The sequence below is a fragment of the Natronohydrobacter thiooxidans genome, from assembly GCF_001884735.1.
In the GTDB taxonomy this organism is placed as follows: domain Bacteria; phylum Pseudomonadota; class Alphaproteobacteria; order Rhodobacterales; family Rhodobacteraceae; genus Roseinatronobacter; species Roseinatronobacter thiooxidans_A.
Window position 1 is genome coordinate 132,889 of sequence record NZ_MJAP01000012.1, and the last position, 18,521, is coordinate 151,409.

Below are 18,521 nucleotides of genomic sequence, written 5' to 3' on the forward strand. Positions count from 1 at the left end.
TCAGTCCCACCGCAGCCTGTAGCGCGTCAGGGCGATGGCCAGAACCATCGTCAGAAGCGCGGTTGCCAGCATGATATTGGCGATATAGGTCGGCACGCCAGCGGCGCGGCTCATGCTGTCCGCACCGACGAAGACGCCCGCCACGAAAATCGCGCTGATCACCACGCCAATCGGGTTCAGCAGCGCCAGCATCGCGACGATGATGCCGGTATAGCCAAAGCCGGGCGAGAGATCGAGCGACAGGTTGCCCCGCAGCCCCGCAACCTCGGAAAACCCGGCCAGAGCGGCCAGCCCGCCGGACAGAAGCGCGGTTTTCAGGATGACGCGGCCCACCGGGATGCCCGCGAATTCTGCCGCCTGCCGGTTCTGCCCCACGGCGCGCATCTCGTAGCCGAGCGTCGTGCGCGACTGGATCACCCAGACCAGGATGGCCGCGATCAGCGCAAGGGCAAAGCCCCAATGCAGGCGCAGCCCGTCGACGATGCGCGGCAGACGCGCGTCGGGGATCAGGCGCGAGGATTGTGGCCAGCCCATGCCCATCGGGTCTTTCAGCGGTCCTTCGAGCAACATGGAGATGAACAGGAGCATGATGAAATTGAAGAGAAGCGTCGTGACAACCTCATCCACGCCCAGCCGGGTTTTCAGCAGCGCGGGCCCGAGGAGCACCAGCGCGCCTGCCAGCATTGCGGCCCCTGCCATCGCGGGCAAAAGCAGCGCTGACGGCCAGCCGAGCGCGCCGGTGCCCAGCAGAACCGCCATCAGCGCACCTGCATAGAGCTGCGCCTCTGCGCCGATATTCCACAGCTTCGCGCGGAAGGCGACGGCGACGGCCAGCCCGGTGAAGATCAGCGGCGTTGCCCGGTTCAGCGTCTCCAGCAGCGCGAATTGCGATCCGGCGGCGCCGCGCAGGATCAGTCCCAGCGTCTGGAACGGATTGGCCCCGGCCAGCAGGGCAAGCGAGGATCCGAAGACCACGGTCAGCGCCAGAGCGATCGCCGGAAAGCCGATCAGCCGACCAAGCGATGGACGTGCAATCACTTCAAGCCGCATCGCGCCCCCGCTCGAACCCTTCGCCTGCCATCCAGCGCCCCAGGTCTGTCGCGCTCATCGTGCCGCGCGCGAAGGGGGGCGACAGGCGGCCCTCGGAGATCACATGGATCTGGTCCGACAGGGCCAGGATTTCGTCCAGATCCTCGGAAATCAGCAGTACCGCCGCGCCGCGGTCGCGCGCGGCGAGAAGCTGCGTCTGCACGAAGGTGATCGCGCCGATATCCAGCCCGCGCACCGGCTGATTGGCCAGAATGATCTGCGGTCTGAGTTCCATCACGCGGCCAAGGATCAGCTTTTGCATATTGCCGCCCGACAAGAGCCGGATGCGGGTGTCCGGCCCCGGACAGCGCACGTCATAGGCGCGGATCACCGATTGGGCGAAATCGCGCGCCGCCCGCCAGTCCAGCCAGCCGCGCCGCGCGAAAGGGGCCTGGTTGTAGCGTTCCAGAATCGCGTTTTCGGTCAGGCTGAAATCGGCGATTGTGCCGGTCTTGTGCCGGTCCTCGGGGATGCGCGCGATCCCGGCGCCCAAGGCTTCGGCCACTGACCATTGCGCCGGTGCGGCGCCGTGCAGCAGCATCTCGCCAGCGCTCGGGCGCTCCAGCCCCGCGATCAGATCCGCGAGCGCGGCCTGTCCATTGCCCGACACGCCCGCAAGTCCGGTGATCGTGCCTGCGCGCAGCGCCAGATCCACCCCGCGCAAGCCGCGCGTGGTGCCGCGATCCGGGGTCACAACCTTGCGCAATTCCAGCAGCGCCGGACCGGGGGTTGCGGCGCGCAATTCGGGCTGGGTGATCGCGCTGCCGACCATCATTTCCGCCAGCGCGCGCGGGTCGGTGTCGCTGACCGCGACCTCGCCCACCTGCTTGCCATGGCGCAGCACCACGACGCGGGAGGCAATCGCCATCACCTCATGCAGTTTGTGGCTGATGAAGATGATCGACAGGCCCTGCGCCACCATCTTGCGCAACGCCGCGAATAGCGCGTCGGCCTGTTGCGGGGTCAAAACAGCGGTCGGTTCATCCAGGATCAGAATTCGCGCATCCCGATAAAGCGCCTTCAGAATCTCGACCCGCTGCCTCTCGCCCACGCTCAGGCTGCCCAGCCGCGCATCAGGGTCCACGGCCAACCCGAAATCCTGCGCCAGACCCACGAGTTTCGCACGCGCCCCAGCCATGTCCAACCGCGCACCCCACAGGGGTTGCGTGCCCAGCACCACATTTTCCAGCACAGACAGATTATCCGCCAGCGTGAAATGCTGGTGCACCATCCCCACGCCCGCCGCCAGAGCCGCGCGCGGATTGCCCTGCGGCAGAGTCTGGCCAAACACCTCGACCGTGCCTGCATCCGCCGTGTAATGGCCAAAGAGGATATTCATCAGCGTGGTCTTGCCCGCGCCATTCTCGCCCAGCAGCGCAATCACCTCGCCTGGCGCGAGCGTCACGCTGATGGCGTCATTCGCCACCAGCGCGCCGAAGCGTTTGGTAATGCCGTCCAGACGCAGGACAGGGCCCTGCGCCATGCTGTCAGGCGCCATTCACGAGGACCGGGGTTCGTCGTCGTTGATCTCGACCTCGAAGGTGCCGTCAAGGATTTCCTGGCTGCGCTGTGCGACCAGTTCCATGATCTCGGCAGGCACTTTGCCTTCAAATGTCCCCAAGGGTGCCAAGGAAGAGCCGCCGTGGATCATGTAGGAATAGACGCCATAGTTTTCCGCGACAAAGACCCCGCCCTTGACCGCCGCGACAGCCGCATCCAGCGTCGGCTCGAAATGCCAGATGGCGGAAGCCACGACCGTATCGGGGTAATCCGCCTGCGTGTCGATCACATTGCCGATGGCGAACACACCGCGCTCCTGCGCCGCGTCGGAGACGCCGAAGCGTTCGGCATACATCACATCCGCGCCCGCCTCGATCATCCCAAACGCCGTTTCCTTGGCGCGGGGCGGGTCGAACCACGAGCCGATGAAGGCCACCTGAAAGCGGATTTCCGGATTCACTTCGCGCGCACCGGCCATGAAAGCATGCATCAGCCGATTCACTTCGGGGATCGGAAAGCCGCCGACCATGCCGATATTGGCGCTTTCGGTCATGGCACCGGCGATCAGGCCGCTGAGATAGGCCGCGTCCTGAATGTAATTGTCGAAGACGGCGAAATTCGGCAAGGCCGGGTCATGCAGGAAGCTCGACCCCATCAGGAAGGCCACATCCGGGTATTCCGCCGCGACCTCGCGCGCTTCCTGCTCGACGCCGAAGACCTCGCCCACGATCAGTTGCACGCCCGCTTCGGCATATTCGCGCATGACGCGGGCGTAATCGGTATTCGAGACATTTTCGGTGAAAGTATAGGTGATATCACCGCGCGCCTGCGCGGTTTCCGCCGCCAGATGGATGCGGCTGACCCATTGCTGTTCGACCGGCACCGTATAGATGCCCGCGACGCGCAGCGGCTCATCGGCGCGCAGGGCCGCGGGAAGCGTGGCGGCGGCAAGCATCGCACCGGCTGCGGCCGTGCCCAGCAATGCGCGCCGGGTCATCTGATGTGGTCTTGTGGTCATGAAAAGCTCCCTGAATGGACTAGGCCAAGGCCGTTTCGCGCGCGCCATTGGCTGACTATATGCAGGAATAATTTTACTAGCGAGTAAAATTTCTCGGGCTCCGGGCGCAATTCAGCGCCCTGCCGAAAGTTTGCGCATCAGGCATCATAGCGGGTGGCGCCGCGACGGCTTGCATCGACCGGGGTTTTCAGCACCGATGCCTGATGCGCGCGCTGTTCACAGCCTGCGCGCGGGCAGATGCGGCAATTGATCCCGATGGGGGTCGGGGTCGCGCCTTGCAGGGCGATCCCCTCGGCATAGCCGATTTCGGGCGCATGGCTGATCATGCAGCCCATCGCCACAGCCAGACGGTTATCCTGCCCGTGCCGTTCGAATGTGGGCCGGTCCACTGTGCGGGCAAAGACGAAATATTGCGAGGCATCGGGCATCTCGACCAGTTGCGACACGATCCGCCCCGGCAGGCGAAAGGTCATATGGACATCGAGTTTCGGGCAGGCGCCGCCATATTCGGCCAGATGGAAATCGGTGGCATTGAAGCGCTTGGTCACATTCCCGGCCTTGTCGATGCGCATGAAGAAGAAGGGCACGCCCTGCGCCCCTTCGCGCTGCATGGTGGTGGCGCGGTGGCAGGCTTGCTCGAAACTGACGCCGAAGCGTGTTGCCAGATGGTCGAAATCATATTGCGAGGCCCGCGCTTCGCGCAGGAAATCGTCATAGGGCATGAGGGCGGCGGCGGCGAAATAGTTTGCCAGTTCGACAAGACAGCGCGCACGGCCCTGCCGGTCGTCAATCCCGGCGCTGTTCAGCAAAGTGTCAAAGGTCTCTCGAAATTCGATCAGACCCAGAACATGCACCAGTTGAAACACCCGGTTGGGGTGGTCCAGCGCCTCTGACAGCAGCACCTCTGCGCGGGTCTGATCATATTGGCGCAGCGTGCGGGGCAGGGCGCTGACCTGCACCACGCGCACGGTGATGCCGTGCTGATCGCGCAACCGCGCCTTGAGCGCAGTGTAGAGATCATCGGTCGCGGGGGCGCTGCCCGGCCAGAGACTCGCCGCCGCCTGTTCCAGCGCCGGGAAGTGATTGCGCTGGCGGCGGAAGAAGTGATGCACCACCCCTTCGGGCGAGGCGCTGAAGATCGGCTCGGATTCGCCCGGTTGCGCGGCCAGTGCCATCAACTGATCGGTGGCACTCAGATAGGCGCGGTGCAGATGCAGAAACGCCTCGATCAGGCGCGGCGCATGGGTCTGGGCGGCGCGCAGCTCCTGCAGATCGGGGCGCAGCTCATCAAACAGCGGATCCTGCAGCGCGCCGCGCAGATCGGCCAGCCGGGCACCTGCGCCATCTTCGGCAATGTCATGCCAGTCTACGCCATATTGCTCGAAGAGCCGCAGCAGGATCGAGACCGAAACCGAGCGCTGGTTGTTCTCCAGCAGGTTCACATAGGCCGCAGAAATTCCCAGCCGTTTGGCCATCGCGCCCTGGGTTTCGCCGGCCTCTTGCCGCAGGCGCCGCAGATGCGGGCCGATGAAGGTTTTGCGCATGCGCGGAAATCCTCATAACCTGGATTATGTTAATTTATCGGGCGATAGGATTGTTAAATTAACAATATTACAATTTTGTTGTTCTGTAAACTCTCGCATTTACAGCAGAACCCGGTTTCATTCGCAGCATTCCGCATCGCTCTGCCATGGTCCGCTCATTGAGGGAGGATTCGACCATGCAGACCGGTACAGCCCATCTTTTCATTCCCGGCCCGACCAATGTCCCCGCCGATGTGCAGCGCGCCATGATCGTGCCGATGCAGGACCACCGCGCGCCGGAATTCGCGGGGCTGCTTGGTCCGGTGCTAGAGGGGTTGAAGCCCGTTTTCGGCACCAAGCAGGCCCGGATCGCGCTCTTACCCGGTTCCGGCACTGCGGCTTGGGAAGCCGCGATCACCAACACGCTGTCACCGGGCGACAAGGTGCTGATGGCGCGGCACGGTCAGTTCTCCACGCTCTGGGCGCAGATGGCGCAGGCGCTAGGGCTGCGGGTCGAGGCGATTGACGTGGCCTGGGGCGCGCCTTGTCCGGTGCGTGAAATCGAGCGCCGCCTTGGCGCCGACCGGCATGGCGAGATCAGGGCGGTGTTTGTCACCCATAATGAAACCGCGACCGGTGTCACCTCGGACGTCGCCGGTGTGCGGCATGCGCTCGACACCTGCTTTCATGATGCGCTTCTCTTTGTCGATGGTGTCTCGTCAATCGGCTCGATCCGCTTCGAGATGGACAAATGGGGCGTGGATATGGCGGTTGCGGGCAGCCAGAAAGGTCTGATGTGCCCTGCCGGTCTGGGCATTCTTGCCGCCAGCCCCAAGGCGCTGGACACGATCGCGGGCAGCACCATGCCGCGCAGTTTTCTGGACCTGCATGCGATGCTGAACGCCCATGATGCAGGTTCGTTCTGCTACACGCCCCCCGCCCAACTGCTGCATGCGCTGCGCGCGGCGCTGACCCGTCTGAAGACCGAAGGGCTGCACAATGTCTTCGCGCGCCATCACCGGCTGGCGAACGGGATCCGCGCAGGCATTGCCGCGATGGGGCTGCAAACTGTCGCGGAACACCGCATCTTCGCCTCTGACACTGTGACCGCGATCCGCACCCCGCAGGATGTGGATGCGCGCGAGGTCATCAGTATCGCCCGCGAGCGCTACAATACCCATTTCGGCGGCGGGCTTGGACCGCTGGCCGGAAAAGCCTTTCGTATCGGCCATCTGGGCGATCTGAACGAAGGCATGTGCCTGACCGCTCTGGGCATTGCCGAACTCTCTCTGAAAGCTGCGGGCGCGCGAGTGGAACTGGGTGCGGGGCTTGCCGCCGCGCAAGCCGTTTTTGCCGCGCATTCCCCTGCCCCTGCGCTCGCCATTGCTGCTGAATAAGGACCATATCCCATGAGCCACTCGCTATTCCCCCTCCGCCGTCAGCGCCTGCAACGCTCCACGCTTGCTGTGCCTGCCTCGAATGTGACCATGATCGAAAAGGCGGCTGACTCCGCTGCCGATGTGGTCTTTCTCGATCTGGAAGATGCCGTTGCGCCCCCTGAAAAGCCGCAGGCGCGCAAGAACGCGATTGCCGCGCTGAATGAGATCGACTGGGAAGCGAAGGGCAAGACGGTCAGCGTGCGGATCAACGGTCTGGACACGGGCTATATGTATCGCGATGTCGTCGATATCATGGAGCAGGCGGGCGACCGTGTGCATATGCTTTTGATCCCGAAACTGGGCGTGGTGGCCGACCTCTATATGGTTGATGCGCTGGTCAACCAGATCGAACAGGCTTGCGGCTTGACCCGGCGCGTGGGGCTGGAGGCGCTGATCGAGACCGCGCTTGGCATGGCCAATGTCGAGGAAATCGCGCGCTATGCGGCCACATCGGATTCGCGGCTTGAAGCGTTGCATTTCGGGGTTGCGGATTACGCAGCAAGCATGCGCGCGCGCACGGTCAATATCGGGGGCTTGAACCCCGCTTATCCGGGCGACCAGTGGCATGCTTCGCTTGCGCGCATGATCACCTCCTGCCGCGCCTATGGGTTGCGCGCGCTGGATGGTCCTTTCGGCGATTTTGCCGATCCTGATGGCTATATCGCCGCTGCCGAACGTGCCGCAGCCCTTGGGTTCGAGGGCAAATGGGCGATCCATCCCAGCCAGATCGAGATGGCCAATTCCGTGTTCAGCCCGCCCGAGGCTGAAGTGACCCGCGCGCGGCGTATCATCGAGGAACTGCGCAAGGCCGAGGCCGCAGGCAAGGGTGCCGCCGCGCTCGATGGCAAGATGATCGATGCTGCATCCGAGAAGATGGCGCTGAATGTGCTGTCGCTGGCCGATGCCATTGCTGCGCGCAGCGCCCCGGCCCAAGCCGCTGAATAAGGAGGAAACCCGATGGATATTCACGAACATCAGGCCAAGGATATTCTGAAGAGCTTCGGCGTGCCCGTCCCCGGTGGCGGTATTGCCTTTGCCCCGGAACAGGCCATGCATGAAGCGCGCAAGCTGGGTCTGCCGGTCGTCGTCAAGGCGCAGGTCCATGCAGGCGGGCGGGGTGCTGCGGGCGGGGTGAAACTTTGCCGGTCCGAGGGGGAAGTGAACGCCTTCGCGCTCTCGCTGCTGGGGCGCAACCTTGTCACCAAACAGACCGATGCGACGGGCAAGCCCGTGCACCGGCTGCTGGTCGAACAGGCGACCGATATCGGCAAGGAACTCTATCTTGGCCTTGTGCTCGACCGCAAATCCGAGCGCATCATGATCGTTGCCTCGCGCGAGGGGGGCATGGAGATCGAGGATCTGGCCGAAGAACAGCCCGACGCGCTGGTGCGGATGGTCATTGACCCAGCGACCGGGCTGATGCCGTTCCAGTCGCGCGAGCTTGCGTTCAAGCTGGGCATGACCGGCAGTCAGGTTGCGCAATTCGGAACTGTCATGCGGGGCTGTTACCGGGCGTTTCGCGATCTTGACGCGACGATGGTCGAAATCAACCCGCTGGTGATTACCGGCGCGGGCGATCTGATCGCGCTGGATGCGAAGATGAGCTTCGACACCAATGCGCTGTTTCGCCGCCCCGAGGTGGCCGCGCTGCGCGATCCCGGTCAGGAAGACCCGCGCGAGGATGCCGCTGCCGAGCACGGGCTCAGCTATGTCGGGCTGGATGGTGACATTGGCTGCATCATCAACGGTGCAGGGCTGGCGATGGCCACGATGGACATGATCCAGCTGGCCGGGGGCCAGCCTGCGAATTTCCTTGATATCGGCGGCGGGGCCAGCCCGGAGCGGGTGGTCGCGGCCTTCCGCACCGTGCTGACCGACCCGAATGTGGCGGTGATCCTTGTGAATATCTTCGCAGGCATCAACCGCTGTGACTGGGTTGCCGCCGGTGTGGTGCAAGCCTACCGCGAACTCAATCTCTCGCTGCCGGTGGTCGTGCGTCTTGCGGGCACCAATGTCGAGGAAGGCCGCCGGATCATCGACGAATCCGGCCTGCCGCTGATCTCCGCCGACACGCTTGCCGATGCGGCCGCCACCGCCGTCGCCGCCCGCCCCCGCATGGCCGCCTGAAGGAGCCCGATCATGGCAATTCTCATCCAGCAAGATACCCGCATAATCGTGCAAGGCATGTCCGGTCGCATCGGCAAGTTCCATGCCGAGGACATGATCGCGAATGGCACCAATGTCGTGGGTGGTGTAACTCCCGGTCGCGGGGGCGAAACGGTCCTTGGCAAGCCCATCTTCAACACCGTCGCCGAAGCCGTGGACGCGACCGGCGCGGAAGCCTCGCTTGTTTTCGTTCCGCCAGTCGGTGCCGCAGACGCGATCATGGAATGTGCCGAAGCGGGGCTGAAATTCGCAGTCTGCGTGACCGACGGTATCCCGTCGCAGGACATGATGAAGGTCAAGCGCTTCCTGCGCCGCTTTCCCGAGGCACGCAAGATGCGCTTCATCGGCCCGAATTGCGCGGGCGTCATTTCGCCCGGTATCGGGTTCATGGGCATCATGCCGCCGCATATCTACCTGCCCGGTCGGGTGGGGATCGTTGGCCGCTCGGGCACGCTGGGCTATGAGGCCGCATCCCAGATGAAGGCGCTTGGCATTGGCGTGTCCACCTCGGTCGGCATTGGCGGCGATCCGATCAATGGCTCCAGCTTCCGCGATATTCTGGAATTGTTCGAGAATGACCCCGAGACGGATGCCGTGATGATGATCGGCGAAATCGGCGGCCCGCAAGAGGCCGAAGCCGCCGCCTATGCGCGCGATCACATGACCAAGCCGGTTGTGGCCTATATCGCGGGGCTGTCTGCGCCGAAGGGGCGCAAGATGGGGCATGCGGGGGCGATCATCTCGGCCTTTGGCGAATCGGCGCAGGAGAAGGTGGAAATCCTGTCCGCAGCCGGGATCACGGTTGCCCCGACACCTTCGGCCATGGGCGAAACCATTGCCCGCGTCCTGGGTGTGAAAGCCGCCGCATGAGCAAAACGGAAGCACCGATGCAGGGCGAGGCCGCAACCCCGGAACAGGCGCAAGCCTGGGTCGGGCGGGTGGAGACCCGCACCGGCGCGGTGAGCCCGGAACTGGCGGGCATGGTCATGGGGGCGCTGGGGCATCCGGCGGCCCCGCAACCGCCTATCCACACCGGGGCTGTGCTGCCGGTGCTGTGGCATTGGGTGGCCTTTCCCGAATTCGTGCCGATTTCCGGGATCGCGACGGACGGGCATCCCAAGCTCGGGGGGTTCCTGCCCCCCCTGCCCTTCAACCGGCGCATGTGGGCGGGGGGGAAACTCTCGTTCAAGGGCCGGTTTGCGGTGGGCGAGGCGATCACCAAACGTTCGGAAATCCTGAGTGTCGATTTCAAGACCGGCCATACCGGCGACATGGCCTTCGTGCGCGTGGGGCATGACCTGCGTGGCGAGGGCGGCGCGCAGATCCGTGAAGAGCAGGATATCGTCTACTTGCCGATCCCCGACAGTTTCCGCGCCCCCCGCGCGATTCCGGCCCCGGAAACGCCGATTTTCTCGGAGATCGTCGAGGTCGGCCCGGTCCGGCTGTTCCGCTATTCCGCTGCGACCTATAACGCGCATCGCATCCATTATGACCGCGACTATGCGACCGGGGCCGAACGCTACCCCGGTCTGGTGGTGCATGGCCCGATGCAGGCGACGCTTGTGATGGAAGCCGCCATGCGCCACACCGGGGCCACGCCCGCGCGCTTCAGCTTCCGGGGCGTGCACCCGATGTTTGACGGCCATCTTTACCTGCAGGCGGAACCGGACGGACCCACTGCCCTGCGGCTCTGCACAGTGGCGCCGGAGGGCCACCAGGGTCTGCAGGCCCGCTTCGACTGGGAGGAGTGATGCAATGGGTGTTCTGAACGGCATGCGCGTGATCGAAGGTTCGGCTTTCGTGGCGATTCCGCTGGCGGGCATGACGCTGGCGCAGATGGGCGCAGAGGTGATCCGCTTCGACCGGATCGAGGGCGGGCTGGATGCCGCGCGCTGGCCTGTCACCGAGACCGGGCAAAGCCTGTTCTGGGCCGGGCTGAACAAGGGCAAGAAATCCGTCGCTGTGGACATGAAATCGCCCCGAGGGCGCGAGTTGATCACCCGGATCGTCACCGCGCCGGGCGATGATGCGGGGTTGTTCCTGACCAATCTGCGGGTGCGGGGCTGGATGGATCACGAAACCCTGTCGCGCCATCGCGACGATCTGGTGATGGTCGCACTTCTGGGAGACCGGCATGGGCGGGCTGCCGTGGATTACTCGGTCAACCCCGCGCTTGGCTTTCCTGACGCGACCGGCCCCGAAGGATCCGCCGAGCCCGTGGCCCATGTCCTGCCCGCATGGGACTGCATCGCGGGCAATATGGCGGTGACGGCCCTTCTGGCCGCCGAACGCCACCGGCTGCGCACAGGACAGGGACAGGAAGTGCTCTTCTCGCTGAAAGACGCCGCGAGCGCGATGCTGGGCAATCTGGGGATCATCGGCGAAGTCACGATCAACGGGACCGACCGCCCCAAATCCGGCAATGCGCTTTATGGCGGTTACGGGCAGGATTTCATCTGTGCCGATGGCAATCGCGTCATGGTGATCGGGCTGACCGAGCGGCAATGGCGCGGGCTGATCAAGGCCACAGGCATGGTGGACGCCATCGCCGCACTTGAGGTCCGGCTGAATGAGAGCCTTGAGCATGAAGGCGCGCGCTTTCGCCATCGCGCCGCGATTACAGAACTGCTTGCGCCCTTCTTCGCACAGCGCCGCGTTGCGGATTTCGCCAAAGCCTTCGATACAGGCGGGGTCACATGGTCGCAATTCCGCAGCTTCGCCCGCGCCGTGCATGAAGACCCGGATCTGTCAACCGAAAACCCGATGTTCCATATGCTCGAACAACCCGGCATCGGCACCTATCCCACCCCGGCCTCGCCACTCAGTTTCTCGGAAATTGCGCGCCAGGCCCCACAACCCGCCCCGCAACTCGGGGCGCATACGGAAGAAGTGCTGGCCGATGTGGCGGGATTGTCCTCGGGCGAAATCGGGCAGCTTTTTGACGCGGGCGTGGTGACCGGGCCGCGCGTGAGCGGCGTTTTCTCTAGCGCTGCTGAATAGGTTTCTCGCGCGATCCGGCGCGCAGGGATGCAGCATTTCTGGCTCTGAAATCCGATCTGTCATATTACTGTCATATCTGAACGGTATCGGTGCGTTGCAACAAGGACAGAGCCCATGAAACCACATACGCTTTCCGCCTTTGACCGTGATCTGGATGCCATCCGCCTTGCCGTGCTGACGATGGGCGGGCAGGTGGAAACCGCGATTCTCAATGCGGCGCGCGCGCTGGACACCCGCGACGAGGATCTGGCCGCGCAGGTGGTTCAGGGTGACAAATCCATCGACGCGGCCGAAGAAGACATCAATTCGCAGGTGGTGCGGCTGCTCGCGCTGCGCCAGCCGCAAGCCGACGATCTGCGCGCCGCTGTGGCCGTCATGAAAATGGCGGGCGAACTGGAACGGTTGGGTGATTACGCCAAGAACATGGCCAAGCGCGTGCCGGTGCTGATCCAGTCACCGGTGATCGACGGCGCGGATCGCGCGCTGCGCAGGCAGGCCCGGATGGTGGGCCAGATGCTGAAAGACATGCTCGACGCCTATGCGCGCATGGATACCGAGCTCGCGCGCGATGTCATCACCCGCGATATCGAAGTCGATGACATGACCAATGCGCTGTTTCGCGAATTCATCACCCATATGATGGAAGACCCGCGCAATATCACGCCTTGCCTGCATTACATCTTCATCGCCAAGAATATCGAACGCATGGGCGATCTGGTGACGCATGGGGCGGAGCATGTGATCTTCGTGGCCGAAGGCAAACAGGCCGAGGCGCGTGAGAAAGGCCATTCGACCGCGACCATCGCAGCCCCACAAGAGTAATGCTGGACATGAGCGACAACGACCGGCCCCTGGTGCTGATCGTCGATGACGAGCCGGCACAGCTTGCGCTCCTGAGCTATAACCTGAAAGCCGCCGGTTTTCGGATCGCCACAGCCAAGGACGGCGAAGAAGCCGTGCTGGCGGTTGCGGAACAAGGCCCCGATATCGTGCTGCTGGACTGGATGCTGCCGCGCCTTTCCGGGCTGGAAGCCTGCCGTCAGATCAAGGCAAGCCCCGCCGGGCGCGAGGCGGCGATCATCATGGTATCGGCCCGATCCGAGGAAACCGACCGCGTGCGCGGTCTGGATACGGGCGCAGATGACTATATCGTCAAACCCTATTCCGTGGCCGAACTGATCGCGCGCGTGCGTGCCAACCTGCGCAGGCTGCGCCCCACGGTCGCCGGGCAGGTGCTGGAACATGACGATATCAGGCTTGACACCGACAGCTACCGTGTCACCCGCGCGGGCCATAGCCTGCATCTGGGGCCGACGGAGTTTCGCCTGCTGGGGGCCTTCATGGAGCGCCCCGGCAAGGTCTGGACGCGCGAGGCGCTGCTTGATCGCGTCTGGGGGCGCGATATCTATATCGATACCCGCACGGTGGATGTGCATGTGGGCAGGTTGCGCAAGGCACTTTGCGCGCAGGGGGGTGACGATCCGATCCGCACAGTGCGCGGCGCGGGCTATGCGATGGGCTGACGCTCAGGCCGCATCGGGAAATACCTGTGGCCGCGCCTCTTGCGCAAAAGCCTGCAGCAGATGCGCGGTCGTATCCAGCGCTTTGCGGATGGCCACATCCATGTCCAGATAGGCATAGGTGCCCAGCCGCCCCAGAAAGGTAACGCCCCCGGTCTGCCGGGCCAGCGCCTGATAGCGCGCCAGCAGGCTCTGGTCGTCCAGAAGTCGGATCGGGTAATAGGGAATATCCCCCGGCCCTGCCTGTGCGCTGTATTCCCGCGTGATCACTGACTTTGTGAAGCGGTCCATCTCCCATGGCGCGAAATACATATGCTCGGTGATCCGCGTGAAGCGCACGCATTCGTCGCAGTAGTTCATGACCGAAGTGCCCTGATAGGGCGCCGCCACCCGCTCATGCTCGAATCGCAGCGTGCGGTAGCCCAGCCGCCCGAATCTGTGCCCGAAATAGCGGTCCAGCGGTCCGGTATAGACCTGATGATCGAACTGGCCCGCAACGGTTTCGGCTGCCGTGTTCAGCCGCAGGTCTATCCGCGGATGGGCAAGGATCGCCTGCACCATCGCGGTATAGCCCTCGCGCGGAATGCCCTGAAAGTGATGCGCGAAGTAATTGTCGTCATAGGAAAAGCGCAGCGGCAAGCGTTTGAGGATCGCGGCAGGCAGGCGCGTAGGTTCCACCCCCCATTGCTTGCGCGTGTATCCCTGAAAGAACGCCTCATAGAGCGCGCGGCCCATGAGGCGCAGGCCCTGATCCTCGGAGGAGACGGGTTCGCCCCCCTCACTCTGTGCTGTGATGAAATCGCGCGCTTCCGCCGGGCGCAACGCCGCGCCGAAGAACTGGTTGATCGTGTGCAGGTTGACCGGCAGCGTATAGACCTGCCCCGCGACCTGCGCTTTCACCTGATGGCGATAGGGCATCATCACGGCAAAACGGGTCACATAGTCCCAGACCTGCGCATCATCGGTGTGAAAGATATGGGGCCCGTAGTGATGCAGCATCACCCCGGTCTGGGGGTCGCGCGCCGTGTGGCAGTTTCCGGCCACATGGTCACGCTCTTCGATGATGGTCACGCGATGCCCGGCTTCTGCCAGCCCGCGCGCCACCACCGCACCGCTGAGCCCGGCGCCGGTGACAAGAATCGATTTCGGTGCAGGCATGCGCGCGTCCCTTACAGCGATCCGGTGCCGCCCTTGCCGGGCACAGCGGCGCAGAACTGTGCTTCTGCACTGTTCTCGATCCTGCTGAATTAACCTTACGGTCTGGTTAATGCCGATGCATCAGAGGCGTATTTTTGTGTCGGCCGGCTGCGCTCAGGCCGCGCCGCTGCGCAGCGCACCGACGCCCAAGCGCTCTTCGGTGACCTGCCCCAGGGCTAGCGCGACGGCCCCCTGCGCCCAGACCAGATCGCCCCAGGCATGGATCTCGACCTTGGTCGGGACGCGGGCGCCGGTCAGGGTCATGGCCTGCATCTCGGCCAGCACCTCGCGCGCATAGAGGTAATCATACTGCATGCGCCCTCCCGAAAGGATGATTACTTCCGGGTCGAACATCTGCGCCACATTCGACAGGCCAAGCGCCAGATAGCGCCCGGCGCGGCGAAAGATCGACAGCGCCGCCTCATTGCCGCGCCGCGCCTCGGCGAACAGTTCTTCCAGCAGCGCGAGGGGGCTTTCCGAGAAACTTGCATGCTGGTCCAGCGCTGTCGCGGCTTCGCGCGCCAGCGCATAATCCGCGACATAGGCTTCCAGACAGCCGCGCTTGCCGCAGCGGCAGAGCGCGCCATCCAGTTGCACCTTGGTGTGGCCCAGTTCCATCCCCATGCCGCGTGCACCACGGTAAAGCTGATTGAACAGGACCAGCCCCATGCCCACACCATGTTCGATCGTGACCACCGCGAAATCCGACGTGCCGCGCCCGCCGCCGAACCACAGTTCCGCGAGCGTCAGCAGATTGGCGTCATTGTCCAGATAGGCGGGGATCCCCAGGGCGGTCTCGAATTGCGCGCTCAGGGCTGTGGCGGGCGCGTCCAGCATCGGCGACCATGGAACATTGCCGGTGGTATAATCCACCATCCCCGCCATGCCGATCCCGATGCAACTGATATCGCTGCGGGTCATGCCGTGTTTGGTCAGCAACTGATCGACCAGACTGCGCGCTTCGGCGATCAGCACGGCGGCGCTCTTGCGATGCGGGCGCGTGGGCAGGCTCAGTTCCGTCAGACGCTGGCCCGCGAAATCGCTCAGCACCGCCGTGTGGCGCAGGTCGCCCAGTTTCATGCCGATGACATGAGAGGTTTCCGCCGCGACCTGCAGGCTGACCGGGGGGCGTCCGCGCCCGGAGCGCGGACTGTCGGCCTCGGGGCTTTCAACCTCGGCGGTTTCGCGCAGGAATCCTTCGGTGATCAGCTCGCCCGTCACCGCGCTGACCGATGCGGCGCTGACCCCCAGCGCCCGCGCCATTTCGGCCCGCGTTGTGCTGCCCTGTGCGCGCACATATTCGAAAAGCGTCTGGCGGAGCGGGCGCTGCAGGGCAGCGGGCATATGCGCGACATCGCGCAGCAACGGCCCGCAGCCCGCCAGCATGCGGTCCGGCCCCTGCCCGGCACGATAGCTATCCAGCGCGGTCACCCTGCCCCCCTTCTGCGATTAAATTCGTCGGCCAAACTAATAAAGCTGCGAAACTCACAATATGTCCAGAGAATTCTCATGCCGCACCTGCGAAATGGCCAATAAAACGCGAATGCCGCGTAAATTTAATTTGACAGCCGAAAAATATATGGCATGATCTGTGCATCTGACCACCAAAGAGTCGGTCCGATCATGTTCAGGGAGGAATACATGAACAGAATTCTGAGCGCGGCAATCGCCGCGACGATTGGCTTTAGCTCGGCAGCCTGGGCGGATTCGCTGACCATCGGCGTCAGCTGGTCGAATTTCCAGGAAGAGCGCTGGCAGACCGACGAAGCCGCGATCCGTGCAGCCCTTGACGCTGCAGGCGCGACCTATGTTTCGGCTGACGCGCAATCCTCGTCATCCAAGCAGTTGTCGGACATTGAAAGCCTGATCGCACAGGGCGTTGACGCTCTGATCGTTCTGGCGCAGGACGCCGCCGCAATCGGTCCGGCTGTGCAGGCCGCTGCGGATGAAGGCATCCCTGTTGTCGCCTATGACCGCCTGATCGAGGACAGCCGCGCCTTTTATCTGACCTTCGACAATGTGGAAGTCGGTCGCATGCAGGCTCGCGCCGTGCTCGAAGCGGCACCGAGCGGAAATTATGTCATGATCAAGGGCTCGCCCACCGACCCGAACGCGGATTTCCTGCGCGGTGGTCAGCAGGAAGTGCTGCAGGCCGCGATTGACGCAGGAGATATCGTGATCGTCGGCGAAGCCTATACCGATGGCTGGTTGCCCGCGAACGCGCAACGCAACATGGAGCAGATCCTGACCGCGCAGGACAATAATGTGGATGCGGTTGTGGCCTCGAATGACGGCACCGCTGGCGGCGCCGTCGCGGCGCTGACCGCGCAGGGCATGCAGGGGATCCCGGTTTCGGGTCAGGATGGCGACCATGCCGCACTGAACCGTATCGCACTTGGCACCCAGACCGTCAGCGTCTGGAAAGACGCGCGCGATCTGGGCCGCGCGGCCGGTGAGATTGCTGTCGCGCTCGCAGGTGGCACCGAGATGGCCGATATCGAGGGCGCAGAGATGTGGACCTCGCCCGCGGGCACCGAGATGGTGTCGATGTTCCTTGAGCCCGTTCCGATCACCGCCGACAACCTGTCGCTGGTCGTCGATGCGGGCTGGATCAGCCAGGAAGCGCTCTGCCAGGGCGTGAGCGCAGGCCCGGCACCCTGCAACTGATCCGACGTGACTGAACCGGGGCGCGCGGCCTGACGCCGCCGCCCCTTTTTCCGCATCCCGATGCAACCCGGCCCTTACTGGCAGGACAGATCCCATGAGCACCTCTGACACTACCCGACCCGCAGGAGCCAAAGCTCCCGCGCGCCCGAAGCTGACCGACACGCTGGAACTCGACACCCGCCTATTGGGCATGATCGGGGCCTTTATCGTGGTGCTGGTCGTGTTCAACATTCTGACAGATGGCCGGTTTCTCACGCCGCGCAACATCTTCAATCTGACGATCCAGACCGTCAGTGTGGCGATCATGGCAACCGGCATGGTCTTTGTCATCGTCACCCGTCATATCGATTTGTCCGTGGGTGCGCTTCTGGCCACCTGTTCCGCCGTCATGGCGATGATGCAGACCGCATGGTTGCCGCAATATCTGGGCCTGCCGCTCGGGCATCCGATGATCCCCTGGCTTGCCATCTGCGCAGGGGTGGTCGTGGGGGGGCTGATCGGGGCCTTTCATGGCTACCTGAGCGGGTATCTGCTGATCCCAGCCTTCATCGTCACGCTGGGCGGGCTTCTGGTCTGGCGCAATGTCGGCTGGTATCTGACCACCGGCCAGACCATCGGGCCGCTGGACCCCACATTCCAGATGTTCGGGGGCATCAATGGCACATTGGGCGAATTCTGGTCCTGGGTGCTGGGGCTTGCCGCGACAGCAGCAGCCCTTGTCGGGCTCTGGGCCAAACGTCGCGACAAGATGCGCCATGGCTTCCCGGTCAAGCCGCTCTGGGCTGAGGTTGCGCTTGGCGCGATCATCGCCGGTGCGATCCTCGGCTTCATCAAGATCCTGAATTCCTATGAAGTGCCGGTCGCGCGTCTGCGCCGCGAATTCGAGGCGCGGGGCGAGGTCATGCCGGAAGGCTATACTGAAGTCTATGGCCTGCCCTTCTCGGTGCTTCTGCTGATCGTCGTCGCCGTGGTGATGACCGTCATCGCCCGCAAGACCCGTCTGGGGCGCTATATCTTCGCAGCCGGAGGCAATCCGCAGGCGGCAGAGCTGTCGGGCATCAATACGCGCCTGCTGACGGTCAAGGTCTTCACCATCATGGGCATTCTCTGCGCCATTTCGGCGGTCGTGGCCTCGGCCCGGCTGACCAACCACTCGAATGATATCGGCACGCTGGATGAGTTGCGCGTCATCGCGGCGGCGGTCATCGGCGGCACCGCGCTCGCCGGGGGCCTTGGCACGATTTATGGTGCGATCCTCGGCGCGCTGATCATGCAATCGCTGCAATCGGGCATGGCCATGGTCGGCGTTGACGCGCCTTTGCAGAATATCGTCGTGGGCTCCGTGCTGGTGCTCGCCGTGCTTATCGACATCATCTATCGCCGCCGCACAGGGAAGGGCTAA

Annotated in this window: 16 protein-coding genes; 10 read left to right on the forward strand and 6 right to left on the reverse strand. The window is 63.9% G+C overall.

Annotated features, from left to right (window positions below):
- From BG457_RS08420 to BG457_RS08435, 4 genes are all read right to left on the reverse strand, one after another.
- Window positions 1-1,050 (reverse strand): ABC transporter permease, encoded by a 1,050-nt coding sequence (locus BG457_RS08420; protein WP_071796642.1) that lies wholly within the window; start codon window positions 1,048-1,050, stop codon window positions 1-3.
- Window positions 1,040-2,572: an ABC transporter ATP-binding protein gene (locus BG457_RS08425; protein WP_139257642.1), complete on the reverse strand. Its 1,533-nt coding sequence runs from the start codon at window positions 2,570-2,572 to the stop codon at window positions 1,040-1,042. The genes BG457_RS08420 and BG457_RS08425 overlap by 11 nt, the downstream gene beginning before the upstream one ends.
- Window positions 2,573-2,587: 15 nt before the next feature.
- Window positions 2,588-3,607 (reverse strand): BMP family protein, encoded by a 1,020-nt coding sequence (locus tag BG457_RS08430; protein ID WP_071796644.1) that lies wholly within the window; start codon window positions 3,605-3,607, stop codon window positions 2,588-2,590.
- 137 nt (window positions 3,608-3,744) lie between these two features.
- Complete coding sequence (locus tag BG457_RS08435) at window positions 3,745-5,151, reverse strand: helix-turn-helix domain-containing protein (RefSeq protein ID WP_071796645.1); 1,407 nt, start codon at window positions 5,149-5,151, stop codon at window positions 3,745-3,747.
- A 176-nt stretch (window positions 5,152-5,327) separates the two neighbouring features.
- Here BG457_RS08435 and BG457_RS08440 point away from each other — a divergent pair, with 176 nt between their 5' ends.
- From BG457_RS08440 to phoB, 8 genes are all read left to right on the forward strand, one after another.
- Window positions 5,328-6,527 (forward strand): pyridoxal-phosphate-dependent aminotransferase family protein, encoded by a 1,200-nt coding sequence (locus tag BG457_RS08440; RefSeq protein ID WP_071796857.1) that lies wholly within the window; start codon window positions 5,328-5,330, stop codon window positions 6,525-6,527.
- A gap of 12 nt (window positions 6,528-6,539) precedes the next feature.
- Complete coding sequence (locus tag BG457_RS08445; RefSeq protein ID WP_071796646.1) at window positions 6,540-7,514, forward strand: HpcH/HpaI aldolase/citrate lyase family protein; 975 nt, start codon at window positions 6,540-6,542, stop codon at window positions 7,512-7,514.
- A gap of 12 nt (window positions 7,515-7,526) precedes the next feature.
- A complete protein-coding gene (locus BG457_RS08450; protein ID WP_071796647.1) occupies window positions 7,527-8,696 on the forward strand; it encodes a malate--CoA ligase subunit beta in 1,170 nt (389 codons plus the stop codon).
- A gap of 12 nt (window positions 8,697-8,708) precedes the next feature.
- The gene (gene sucD, locus BG457_RS08455) at window positions 8,709-9,605 is read left to right on the forward strand and encodes a succinate--CoA ligase subunit alpha (protein WP_071796648.1); all 897 of its coding nucleotides are present in this window, start codon (window positions 8,709-8,711) and stop codon (window positions 9,603-9,605) included.
- The gene (locus BG457_RS08460; RefSeq protein WP_245770963.1) at window positions 9,602-10,486 is read left to right on the forward strand and encodes an HTD2 family dehydratase; all 885 of its coding nucleotides are present in this window, start codon (window positions 9,602-9,604) and stop codon (window positions 10,484-10,486) included. The genes sucD and BG457_RS08460 overlap by 4 nt, the downstream gene beginning before the upstream one ends.
- Window positions 10,487-10,490: 4 nt before the next feature.
- Entirely contained in the window at window positions 10,491-11,735 is a 1,245-nt protein-coding gene (locus BG457_RS08465) for a CoA transferase (RefSeq protein WP_071796649.1), read from the forward strand.
- Between the two features lie 114 nt (window positions 11,736-11,849).
- The gene (gene phoU, locus BG457_RS08470) at window positions 11,850-12,557 is read left to right on the forward strand and encodes a phosphate signaling complex protein PhoU (protein WP_071796650.1); all 708 of its coding nucleotides are present in this window, start codon (window positions 11,850-11,852) and stop codon (window positions 12,555-12,557) included.
- 8 nt (window positions 12,558-12,565) lie between these two features.
- Window positions 12,566-13,258 carry a phosphate regulon transcriptional regulator PhoB gene (gene phoB / locus BG457_RS08475; RefSeq protein WP_071796859.1) on the forward strand — a complete coding sequence of 231 codons (693 nt, stop codon included), beginning with the start codon at window positions 12,566-12,568 and terminating at the stop codon, window positions 13,256-13,258.
- A 3-nt stretch (window positions 13,259-13,261) separates the two neighbouring features.
- On the opposite strand, the gene glf is transcribed toward phoB, so the two are convergent.
- Window positions 13,262-14,413: a UDP-galactopyranose mutase gene (glf, locus tag BG457_RS08480; RefSeq protein ID WP_071796651.1), complete on the reverse strand. Its 1,152-nt coding sequence runs from the start codon at window positions 14,411-14,413 to the stop codon at window positions 13,262-13,264.
- Between the two features lie 153 nt (window positions 14,414-14,566).
- The gene (locus tag BG457_RS08485; RefSeq protein ID WP_342715445.1) at window positions 14,567-15,883 is read right to left on the reverse strand and encodes an ROK family transcriptional regulator; all 1,317 of its coding nucleotides are present in this window, start codon (window positions 15,881-15,883) and stop codon (window positions 14,567-14,569) included.
- Between the two features lie 210 nt (window positions 15,884-16,093).
- On the opposite strand from BG457_RS08485, the gene xylF reads away from it, so the two are divergent.
- Window positions 16,094-17,119, forward strand: a complete 1,026-nt coding sequence (gene xylF, locus BG457_RS08490; RefSeq protein WP_071796652.1) for a D-xylose ABC transporter substrate-binding protein — start codon at window positions 16,094-16,096, stop codon at window positions 17,117-17,119.
- Between the two features lie 94 nt (window positions 17,120-17,213).
- The gene (locus BG457_RS08495; RefSeq protein WP_084657552.1) at window positions 17,214-18,521 is read left to right on the forward strand and encodes a sugar ABC transporter permease; all 1,308 of its coding nucleotides are present in this window, start codon (window positions 17,214-17,216) and stop codon (window positions 18,519-18,521) included.

What these genes read in the sequence shown, in the direction of transcription:
- BG457_RS08495 (WP_084657552.1), top strand. Translation starts at nt 17,214, where the DNA reads ATGAGCACCTCTGACACTACCCGACCCGCAGGAGCCAAAGCTCCCGCG.
- BG457_RS08420 (WP_071796642.1), bottom strand. Translation starts at nt 1,050, where the DNA reads ATGCGGCTTGAAGTGATTGCACGTCCATCGCTTGGTCGGCTGATCGGC.
- BG457_RS08445 (WP_071796646.1), top strand. Translation starts at nt 6,540, where the DNA reads ATGAGCCACTCGCTATTCCCCCTCCGCCGTCAGCGCCTGCAACGCTCC.
- BG457_RS08430 (WP_071796644.1), bottom strand. Translation starts at nt 3,607, where the DNA reads ATGACCACAAGACCACATCAGATGACCCGGCGCGCATTGCTGGGCACG.
- phoB (WP_071796859.1), top strand. Translation starts at nt 12,566, where the DNA reads ATGAGCGACAACGACCGGCCCCTGGTGCTGATCGTCGATGACGAGCCG.
- BG457_RS08435 (WP_071796645.1), bottom strand. Translation starts at nt 5,151, where the DNA reads ATGCGCAAAACCTTCATCGGCCCGCATCTGCGGCGCCTGCGGCAAGAG.
- xylF (WP_071796652.1), top strand. Translation starts at nt 16,094, where the DNA reads ATGAACAGAATTCTGAGCGCGGCAATCGCCGCGACGATTGGCTTTAGC.
- BG457_RS08460 (WP_245770963.1), top strand. Translation starts at nt 9,602, where the DNA reads ATGAGCAAAACGGAAGCACCGATGCAGGGCGAGGCCGCAACCCCGGAA.
- phoU (WP_071796650.1), top strand. Translation starts at nt 11,850, where the DNA reads ATGAAACCACATACGCTTTCCGCCTTTGACCGTGATCTGGATGCCATC.
- glf (WP_071796651.1), bottom strand. Translation starts at nt 14,413, where the DNA reads ATGCCTGCACCGAAATCGATTCTTGTCACCGGCGCCGGGCTCAGCGGT.
- BG457_RS08425 (WP_139257642.1), bottom strand. Translation starts at nt 2,572, where the DNA reads ATGGCGCAGGGCCCTGTCCTGCGTCTGGACGGCATTACCAAACGCTTC.
- BG457_RS08440 (WP_071796857.1), top strand. Translation starts at nt 5,328, where the DNA reads ATGCAGACCGGTACAGCCCATCTTTTCATTCCCGGCCCGACCAATGTC.
- BG457_RS08450 (WP_071796647.1), top strand. Translation starts at nt 7,527, where the DNA reads ATGGATATTCACGAACATCAGGCCAAGGATATTCTGAAGAGCTTCGGC.
- sucD (WP_071796648.1), top strand. Translation starts at nt 8,709, where the DNA reads ATGGCAATTCTCATCCAGCAAGATACCCGCATAATCGTGCAAGGCATG.
- BG457_RS08465 (WP_071796649.1), top strand. Translation starts at nt 10,491, where the DNA reads ATGGGTGTTCTGAACGGCATGCGCGTGATCGAAGGTTCGGCTTTCGTG.